General features: G+C 60.7%; 6 protein-coding genes. 3 read left to right on the forward strand and 3 right to left on the reverse strand.

The features are described from left to right. Positions 1–94: 94 nt before the first annotated feature. Positions 95–1,840: a methyl-accepting chemotaxis protein gene (locus IPI01_09380; protein MBK7257995.1), complete on the reverse strand. Its 1,746-nt coding sequence runs from the start codon at positions 1,838–1,840 to the stop codon at positions 95–97. A gap of 209 nt (positions 1,841–2,049) precedes the next feature. Beyond that, a complete protein-coding gene (locus IPI01_09385) occupies positions 2,050–3,399 on the reverse strand; it encodes a Gfo/Idh/MocA family oxidoreductase (GenBank protein MBK7257996.1) in 1,350 nt (449 codons plus the stop codon). 71 nt (positions 3,400–3,470) lie between these two features. Here IPI01_09385 and IPI01_09390 point away from each other — a divergent pair, with 71 nt between their 5' ends. Then, complete coding sequence (locus IPI01_09390) at positions 3,471–5,156, forward strand: sigma 54-interacting transcriptional regulator (protein MBK7257997.1); 1,686 nt, start codon at positions 3,471–3,473, stop codon at positions 5,154–5,156. 586 nt (positions 5,157–5,742) lie between these two features. Further along, on the forward strand, positions 5,743–6,306 hold the full coding sequence (locus IPI01_09395; protein ID MBK7257998.1) for a diheme cytochrome c-553: 564 nt from the start codon (positions 5,743–5,745) through the stop codon (positions 6,304–6,306). Between the two features lie 98 nt (positions 6,307–6,404). Here the strand turns inward: IPI01_09395 and IPI01_09400 are convergent, their stop codons facing one another. Beyond that, positions 6,405–8,405: a dihydrofolate reductase gene (locus IPI01_09400; protein MBK7257999.1), complete on the reverse strand. Its 2,001-nt coding sequence runs from the start codon at positions 8,403–8,405 to the stop codon at positions 6,405–6,407. Between the two features lie 400 nt (positions 8,406–8,805). On the opposite strand from IPI01_09400, the gene IPI01_09405 reads away from it, so the two are divergent. After that, positions 8,806–10,080 (forward strand): immunoglobulin domain-containing protein, encoded by a 1,275-nt coding sequence (locus IPI01_09405; GenBank protein MBK7258000.1) that lies wholly within the window; start codon positions 8,806–8,808, stop codon positions 10,078–10,080. The last annotated feature ends 222 nt before the right edge of the window (positions 10,081–10,302 follow it).

The raw sequence follows: 10,302 nt of genomic DNA on the forward strand, positions 1-10,302 counted from the left end.
AGAAGGGCAAGCGTTCACTGCTGGTGTATACAATGGATCAAGCCCCTGCCACGACGGACAGGGGCTTGATCGGTCGCTCGATGATCAACACCGGTCAGGCGCGCGACTCGACAAGCGCACCTGAGGACCTCACAGCCACGCCGGAATGCGCGTGACCGTACCCATACCCGGGGCCCTGGCCATGGCTGGAGCCATCGGAGCCGGTACCCTGAATGTTGAATGACTCCACCGCTGAACGCAACCCGCTGGCGAGCCGGTCGAGGTCCTCGGATGCCCGTGCGATCTGCTGGATGCCCAGCGCCGTTTCGTTCGTGACGGAAGTGATCGAAGTGACGTTCCGGGCGATCTGTTCTGCCGCGGTGCTCTGCTGCTGGCTCGCTGCCGCGATCTGGGTGATGAGTTGCTTGACCTGGTCGGACGTCCCCAGGATCTGCTGCAGGGACGCATCGGCCTCGGTAACGAGGTGCTCTCCGTTCCTGACCTCCCTCGTCCCCTGCTCCATCGAGGCCACAGCCTCGGCGGTCTCACGCTGGACCTGCTTGATCATGTTGGCGATCTCTTTCGTGGCGTTCGTCGTCCGCTCCGCCAGGCGCCGTACTTCGTCCGCTACCACAGCAAAACCGCGGCCCTGGTCACCCGCCCGCGCAGCTTCGATCGCGGCATTCAAGGCGAGGAGATTCGTCTGATCCGCGATGTCATCGATCACGCTGATGATCTCTCCGATCTGGTCGCCGGTCTTCCCGAGCTTCTCGACCATTGCCGACGACTGCCCGACGACCGTGGTAATGCGCTTCATCCCCTGCATCGTTTCGGTGACCACGCTCCGGCCGCGCACAGCAGCGACCCGGGCCTCTTCGGCCGTATCGACGGCATGTTGTGCGGTCTCGGAGTTCGTTCCGATCGTCGCGGCCATCTCACCCACGGCGGCGGCGACCTCAGCCGACTGCGTGGACTGTTCCTGGGCCCCGGCGGCCATTTCCTCGGTACTGCTGGTGATCTCGGACGCGGCGCTGGCAAGCGATGCCGTTCCCTCATGTACCCGCAGGATGGAGGCGCGGATCGTACCGACGAAGGTGTTGAACGAACGCTGCAGATCGCCGATCTCATCCTTGCGCCGCCCTTCGAGCTGCGTGTTCAGATCCGCATTTTCGATCATCGCTTTGATGTCGGCAAGCGGTTTCTGGATGATCCGGGCGGTATAGAGATTCAGGACCGCGACGAGACCGACAAGGCCGACGAGCATGGCGACGTTCCACAACGACCGGCTCGCGACAACATCGTTCACGTTCCTTTCTTCCTCGGCCGTCCATGCGGCTGCCAGACCGACCACCTGTTCCACCGCCGCGAGATGCTCCTGATACGAATCACGAAGCTTGCCTTCGAGCATACGAGCAGCACCTGTCTGGTCACCCCGTTTCAGCAACGGAATGTATTCCTGGCGTATGATCGTGAACAATTCGACACCATGCTTGTGGGCATTGTTCACCAGAGCGTCCCGCAACGGGCCGCTCTCCAGGGTCGTTTCCCAGTGTTTGTTCCTCGCTTCAAATTGCTCCTCGAGCAAGGTGAGCCTCTCCATGTCTTTCGCGAACCGCGCAGGATCCGTCTCGTCCAGCATTTCGTGGATCAGCAGATACGTTTCGATGAGGAAGGCCGGCGGAGGAAGGATATCGGCCGTAAGATCCTTGCCCTTGATGATCTCAGTGTAGAGTGGCCCGTTGACGCGTGTCAACGATATCGTGTCAATGACGAAATAGGAGACTCCGCCCAGCAGGACCCCAAGGACAGCCAACAGAAGGACGAATTTCCCTCTGAGGCTCAGATCGTTGATCCAGTTCATCGTATCGTGCTTTCCTCTGATGTTCAGCAGAAGGGGTACAAAACCTATACCAGACGGGATCAGCGAAAACGCGCTCTATTCGCAGGATTTCGAGAGGGCGGCACGGAGGGGGGATGCATCATTTGCGCCACTGCATAATAGTGAACTCTTGTAACCGATGTCCCGCCCACCCCGCCCCGGAGGAACGGAAATGGGCGGGATGAGGCATCTCATTCCGCGAAAGTGAGTCCGTTCAGTTTCTTCCAGGCACCACGGGTGAAGTCCGGGATGCTCACCGGCGCCGAGCCCTTCAGGACCGACTGCTCGGAGAGCGGTATGATGCTGGACCATTCCGCGGCATCATACACATCCTCATCCAGGGGCAGGCCATGACGCAAGCAGTAGATCAGGCGGTAATCCATGATATAGTCCATGCCGCCATGCCCACCGACCTTCTTTGCGATCTCACCGATCTTCGTTACGAACGGGTGTTCATACCGCTTCAGGACCGAATCGCGCCGGGCCTGAACAAGGGCCTTGTGCCCTTCCGGCTCCAACGCGATCTGCTGCACCGGATACTTCTGCGCGAAGCCCTTGGTCCCGCTCACGAGATGGATGCGGCTATAGGGACGTGGACTGGTGACATCATGCTGGACCATGATCGTCTTTCCCCGCTCGGTCCGGATCAACGTGGTATTCATATCGCCAAGCCGGTACGGGATCTTCGCGTAGGCCGACGTGTCGCCAAACTTCTCCTTTGCGTGCGCCGTGAGGCCATACTGGTCCGTCGACATGGAAACCAGGCTGCTCATGCGGTCGCCACGGTGAATGTTCAGGACCTGGCAGACGGGCCCGAGTCCGTGGGTCGGGTATGGATCGCCGGTGTGGGCGGTGTTGTACTTCAATCGCCACATGTCCCAATACCCGCTCTTCTCATCGAACATCAGCCACCGGAGGTCGTGAATGTACGCGCCTTCGCAGTGCATGATCTCGCCGAACACCCCCTCCTGCGCCATGCGGAGCGTCGCGAGTTCGAAGAAATCGTAGCAGCAATTCTCCAGCATCATGCAATGCCGGCGCGTCCGCTCGGCCGTGTTCACCAGCTGCCAGCATTCCTCGAGCGTGAGTGCGGCAGGGACCTCGACCGCAGCGTGCTTCCCGTGCTCCATGGCATAGACGGCGATGGGCGTGTGGAGTTGCCAGTGGGTGCAGACGTAGACCAGGTCCACATCCTCCCGTTCGCACAACCTCTTCCACCCGTCCACACCGCTGTACGCAGCCGCAGCCGGCCTGCCATGCCTCGCCAGGATCGCCTGGCATGAATCGACGCGCTCGGGCAGAAGGTCACACAGGGCAACGACCTTCACGCCGTCGATGAACATGTACCGCCCCACCGCATCGCTTCCCCGCGATCCTAGCCCGACGAATGCGATACGCACGGTATCGATGGGGGGGCAGGCAAGCTTCAGGACGTCGGTCTGGCCTTTCGGCCGCGGCGGCACGCCGGCGGAGTGCTTCTGTGTCAGCGCGGTGGCAGCAAGGAACACCAGGCAGCATAGCAGGACAGCGATCTTCTTCATGGGGGGTCTCCCGGATACATGGAAAGGCGCGTGATGCTCCGAGTGTACCACAGATTCAGCGAAGAATCAAGATGCAGGACGGGACCAACGCTGCACTTGACATTTCCTCCGTCAATATGTACGTTCTCCCGTACAACTGCCCGCTCCTTCTCATTTCATTACCGGCATCGCCCGTGAATGCAATGGCCGCCCTTCCGCCCCAACATCAGGACACCGGGACCGATCCAGAAGTTGTCCTGGGCTTTGAACGTTTTCTCTCCGATCTTTCCGCCCGCTTCATCCGCGCGCGCGGAGAAGAAGTGGACCCCCTCGTCCTCGATGGACTCCGATCGTTCACAATACTACTCTGCGTTGATCGCTGTACGCTGACGGAAGTGGAACCGCGCAGCGGGCATACGTTCACGCGCTTTTCCTACGCCGTTGACGGCTGCACGGCGATCCCGCCGATGCGCGCGGATCAACTCTTCCCCTGGACAACGGCGCAGCTCCTGCAGAACCGGGTCATGATCCTGAACTACCCGTATACGTTCCCACCCGAAGCCGCAACGGACAGGGAGAACGCCGCCCTGGGTAAGTTCCGCTCCAGCGTTCATATCCCCATCGAGACCGGCGGTGCGGTGCGGTTCATCCTGAGCGCAGCCGCGATCCAGGAACACCGGCTGTGGCCGGAATTGCTCATACCACGGCTCCGACTCCTTGGCGAGGTCATTGCCAACGCCCTCATCCGCAAAGAATACGACGACACCCTTCGTTCCATGAAGGAGTCCCTTGAGAGCGAGAATGTCTCTCTCCGCGAGGTCGTCAACTCCAGCGAGGAGTATGCCGACATCATCGGAAAGAGCGAGAGCCTGATGTACGTGCTGTACCGGATGGAGCAGGTCGCTCCGACCGATGCGACCGTCATCCTGCGGGGGGAGACCGGGGTCGGCAAGGAACTCTTTGCCAGGGCGATCCATCGCAGGAGCAGCCGGAAGGACAAGCCTCTCCTGAAAGTGGACTGCGCGTCGCTCTCCCCATCACTTATCGAAAGCGAATTGTTCGGTCATGAGCGAGGAGCATTCACCGGTGCTGTCACCTCCAGAAAGGGGAGATTCGAACTCGCTGCGGGCGGAACGATCTTTCTGGATGAGGTGGCGGAACTTCCTATCGATCTGCAGTCGCGCCTCCTCCGCGTGCTGCAGGATGGGACCATCGAACGGCTCGGCGGCGGAAAACCGACCCGGGTGAATGTGCGCATCATCGCCGCCACAAACCGCAACCTCGAGTCGGACATGCGGGAAGGCAAATTCAGGCAGGACCTCTTCTACCGGCTCAATGCGTTCCCCCTCACGATCCCTCCGCTGCGCGACCGTCACGGCGACATCCCTCTCCTCGTTGACCACTTCATCCAACTCTTCAACACAAGGCACGGGAAGCACGTGACCCGCATCCCGGCCGCAACACGTGAGATGCTGTCACAGTACCGGTGGCCAGGCAACATCCGGGAGCTGGAGAACGTGATCGAATGCGCCGTGATCTCGGCATCAGGAGGGCTGCTGTCGGTCCCTTCCCTCACGGTCCCTTCTTCCGGCCAACCCGACGTGCTCGCTACGCTGGCCGACGTCGAACGCACCCACATCCTCGCGGCACTCGAGCACACCCTCTGGAGGATCGAGGGGAACGCGGGGGCCGCGGTCATTCTCGGGCTTCATCCCGACACCTTGAGGTACAGGATGAAGAAGCATAACATACAAAGGCCACACCCGCCGCGGTCTTGAGGACACGGTCTCTCCTCCCCGCACCATTGCGGGAAACCCGAACTATTGCGGGGTGTGACTCCCGCGTGCATCAACTTCCTGAACGCCGCCCTCCGGTATCCTCCCTCCTCGCAACGACTTGCGCCGCCCCCCGCGTTGCACCGCGCTTTGGTACACCTCTTGCACTGAGTTCGTCATCTGAAAATGACCATCCAACACACTGCGCCGACAGTATGATAGAACTTCACATGCGGCTGAGGATTCGTGAGTCGAAGGAACCGGAGATCCGGCAGACATTAAAGAGTCTCGGCAGAATGGTTCGCGCAAGGGCGGGGTGCTCTCGCTACTCGTTTTATGTGCGCGCACGCGAGAGCAAAGCCACGGTGGTGCAGGTATGGGACGGGCGGGTATCGCTGAACGGCTATCTCCGTTCACACGAGCACAAGGTCCTTCTCGGGGCGATCTCAACGCTTTGCGCGGGGTGCACCGTCCAGTTCCGCGGACGCGGAATACCGGTCCGCCGATGACCCGTCGCTGACCGCCTGTCAGCCTGAACCAGCACACCACACCACATCACAGCAGGGAGGAGCTCATGCAGAGGAAGGTCATCCATCTCATCGGATCCATAGCCGTGGCTGTAGCGGTTGTTACCGCATTTGCCAGCAGCCCGGCCGCCAAAGACGAGAAGAGCGGCAAGAACGAGCTTGTGGAACGCGGCCGGCACCTCGTCATCATCGGAGGCTGCGACGATTGCCACTCACCCAAGGTGATGTCTCCGAATGGGCCGGTCCCTCACCCCATGAAGATACTCTCCGGCCATCGGGCCGAAGCCGGGACACCGGCTGTGCCGCAGGGCGCTCTCGCTCCCGACCGTTGGGTAGCGATGACGACAGGCGACATGACCGCATGGGCGGGGCCATGGGGAATATCGTATGCAGCAAATCTGACGCCGGATCCGGCCACCGGCCTCGGTGGATGGACGGAGGATCTCTTCATCAAGACCATGCGCACAGGGAAGCATCATGGTACGGGCCGGCAGATCCTCCCCCCCATGCCCTGGATGAATCTTGCACAGATGACCGATGAAGAACTGAAAGCGGTCTTTGCGTATCTCCGGTCGATCCCACCGATCAAGAACCTCGTTCCACAGCCGGTGCCGCCCGGGAAATAGCAGGACAGAGGAAGAGGGTCAAAGGAAAAGGGGGCAAGGAAGCGCGCAGGTTGTGGGACGCGTGAGGGAGCGCTTCCTCCCTTTCCTTTCTCACGACATCACATGGGATCCCAGGGGGACAGGAAAGAATACTTCTTCCCGTACTCCATCATCTGCCCGATGAAGTCGTCCGGATAGGTCACCTGAACATCGGTGATCTCCCCATCCCGTTCGACCGCTGTGAACACCGGATTCATGAACCCGCCGTACGGTGCGAGGTTCAGCTTCTTGTACCGGGCAAGCAACTCGTGATGCAGCACGGGGTCCACGTTCACGCCGTAGGATTCGACGAGTGCCTTCGCGCCCTCATAGTCCCCTTCCGATCTGACCCGCTGAACTTCTTTCAGGAGTTCACCGAACAGTGCGCGCAGGCGTCCGAAGTCATTGATGCGGAAGTAGGTCTTACCTTCGCGCTGCACCATTTCGATCACACGCTCCCCTGCCCCCTTCTCATAGCACCACCGGGCGATCAGCTGCCTGTTGCGCATGTGCGCTTCCTCGATGTTCTTGCCCGGCTCGATGCGTTTGAGCTGCGTGAACAGCCCATTCAGGATCTGCTCGATATATCCCGCCTTCGCCGCATCCTCTGACGGCAGCAAGCCCCATTCCACGAGCCGCGGATCCATCAGGTAATAGAGTGCGAACAGGTCCGCCCGGGCCTCTTCGATCGGTGCAGTATAGTTCTTCAATGCATCGGCGGTCACGCCGGGCATCAACTGCCCCGATGCATGGCCGACACATTCATGGAGGTCGGTATGCAGATTATCCACCAGCGCACCGTACTTCTCCAGCAGGCGCACTTCCTCCGGCGAACTGCAGAATTCCTCGTTGAATCCGTCCCCCAGTGCCGCCTGATCGTACGCGTACGTGATGTTCTCCAGGGTCACGGATTTCGAACCATGTGCGGCACGGATCCAGTCCGCATTCGGAAGGTTAATGCCGATCGGCGTGGTGGGATAGCAATCGCCGCCGAGCTGCGCGACCGTGATGACCTTCGCGCTGACACCCCTGACCTCCTTCTTCTTGAAGCGTGGATCCACCGGAGAGTTGTCCTCGAACCACTGGGCATTGGCGGTGATCGTCTCCGCGCGGCGCGTGGCGACCACATCCTTGAAGTTGACGATCGATTCCCACGACGCCTTGATCCCGAGGGGATCGTTGTAGGTCTCGATGAAACCGTTCACAAAGTCGACGCTCGAAACGGTGTCCTGCAGCCAGAGGATATTGTACGCATCGAACTCGCGGAGGTCGCCGCTTCTGTAGTAGGCAATGAGCGTATCGATCGTCTGCTTCTGCCGGTCATTCTCCGCAACATCCGATGCCCGCCGCAACCACACGATGATCTCGCGGATCGCGGGACCGTAGACCCCGTCAGCCTTCCATTGCTTCTCAACGATCCTGCCGTTCTCCTTCGCCAGCGTCGTATTGAGGCCGTATGACGGCGGTGCCGGATCCTTTGGATCCTTCCTGCCCTCATAGTATGCCACTGCTTCCTTTTCGCTCACCCCCTGATAGAACGTCACCGCCGAGTTCTGCACCATATCCTGCGACGCATCCTGGCTGACCTTCTTCGGGAGGATCGCCGGATCGAACATCACCGGGCAGATCTCATCGAGGAGCGCATCCACCGTGCCACCGGAACGGACAGGGAGGAGTCCCGGATCGCACGCGGCGACCGCAACGCGGAACCACGCCTCGGTGAATCCGGGCGTGAACTTGTCGTTCCCGTAGTGATGATAGATCCCATTGGCGAACCAGACCTGCTTCGTATACGTCATGAAGGCGGACCACGCCGGTGTGTTACGGTCGGACGATCCCGAGGCTACGACCGCATCGAGGGTCTTCCGGATCGCCAGGTTATATGCGCCATTCTGAGCGAAGAGAATATCACGGCCGCAGAGTGCGGCCTGACTGAGGAAATAGACGAGCTTCTTCTGCCGGAGCGAGAGATCAGAGAACCCCGGGACCTGGTATCGCATGACCTTGATATCCGCGAAGCGGTCAGCGGCCCAGTGGAATTCCTGTTTCTTTTCCGGTGCGGAGCAGGAGGCAACGAGCATGGCGGACAGAGCGAAAGTGAGAGGGACGGTGGTGAGCTTCACGACGATGCCTTTCCTTGTATCAGACACTGTGAAGAAATGTACGGAATGCCATTGATCGATCCAAGAAGGGTGAAAAGGAGGGCTCATGCCACGGAAATGCGATGGATCGCTGAAGCGCGCGACGGATGGCGGACGGAACATCAGCCCCTGCCGCCGAGGGGCTCGCTGCGCTGCCGTGGCCACCCGTTGTCGGGCCCCGGTGGCAGGTCCTGCCGGCTCCGGGAGTTTTCTGCGGACACTCACAAATGTCTTGAATATCTTATAGTATTGCTATATTGGTACGAGTGGTCATCATCCCGTCGGTGGACAAATCCTCAGCCACCACCGCTCTCGCACGCCCGGTCTCAGGGGAGGTCTCATGGTCAGAATTGGTGGGGTCCGTTCGCTTCTTGTGCTCCTCAGTGTCACCTGTGTGTGGACCACGGTCCTCTCGCAGACCTCCTTGTTCACCAACGGCAACTTCGAATCGGGAACGACAGGCTGGACGTTCTCCAGCACGGGGACGGCGACATTTCAGGTTGTCACCCCCGGTTACCTTTCCCCGCATGCAGGCCGCGTTGCGATCACCCGCACGGGCACGACGATGCTGCTCTACCGGTCAGGCTTCTCGCTCACGGCGGGGACACGGTACCGCATCACCTTCGCAGGGTATTCCAATACGGCACGCGATGTCGCGGTGAACCTGCAGAAGAACTCCGCTTCCACCTCCCTCGGACTGGCCGCAACGCGTATGAATCTTACGACGAGCTGGGGCATGTTCTCCGTGGAATTCGTGGCCAGCGGCTTCACGGGAACGACGACAGATACCAGACTCCGCTTCAACTTCGCCTCCTATGCCCGTGCGGGCGACAATTATTTCCTGGACAGCGTGTCGATCGCTCCGGTGGTGACGACCATCCCCCCATCGATCACCGCCCAGCCGCAGACACAATCGATATCGGCTGGCCAGACCGCAACCTTCTCCGTAACGGCAGCAGGGACAGCACCGCTGACCTACCGGTGGATGAAGAACTCCGTCACCATCACAGGCGCCACGACGTCCAGCTACACCACACCTGCCGCATCGGCTGCCGACAGCGGCGCACAGTACACGGTCACGGTAACGAACAGCTATGGCAGTGTCACAAGCACCCCCGCACTTCTGCTCGTCAGTTCGAGTCCGCCCGCGATCACGTCTCAGCCTGTCGCCCGCACGGTGGCCGACGGCGCAACAGCTTCCTTCAGCGTCACCGCCACCGGACCCGGGACACTCGCGTATCAGTGGCAGCGCAACGGTTCCATCATTGCCGGTGCAACCTCCTCTTCCTATTCCATTGCCGCGGTCGCGATGGCGGATAGTGGGGCGCTCTTCCGGGTGATCGTCTCCAACAGCAACGGATCCACGACGAGCTCAGAAGCACTCCTGAGCGTCGTGGCCGCCGCCCCGGCGATCACCATCACAACCTGCGGCCGTTTCCGTCAATCCCGGTGCTTCCGCGACATTCGCAGTGGCAGCAGCAGGTACCGCACCTCTATTATATCAGTGGCAGAAGAACGGCGCCGTGATCGCCGGTGCGAATGCATCCTCGTACTCCACGCCGGCTGCGACGGCCGCGGACAACGGCGCCCTGTTCCAGTGTGTCGTTTCCAATAGGGCGGGGTCCGCCACCAGCAACGCGGCCATACTGACGGTAGCAACGGGCGTCGTCGTTTCCGACGACTTCAATGCCACCACCCTCGACGCCACGCGGTGGCATGCCGTACTCCCGGGCACACCGTCCACGGTGAGCACAACGGGAACTGGTACATCCAATGCGCGTCTGTCGATCCAGATCCCTGCCGGTTCTGCTCATGATGCCTGGCAGGGGACGAACGG

The organism is Ignavibacteriota bacterium, assembly GCA_016707525.1.
Classification (GTDB): Bacteria; Bacteroidota; Ignavibacteria; order UBA10030; family UBA6906; genus JAGDMK01.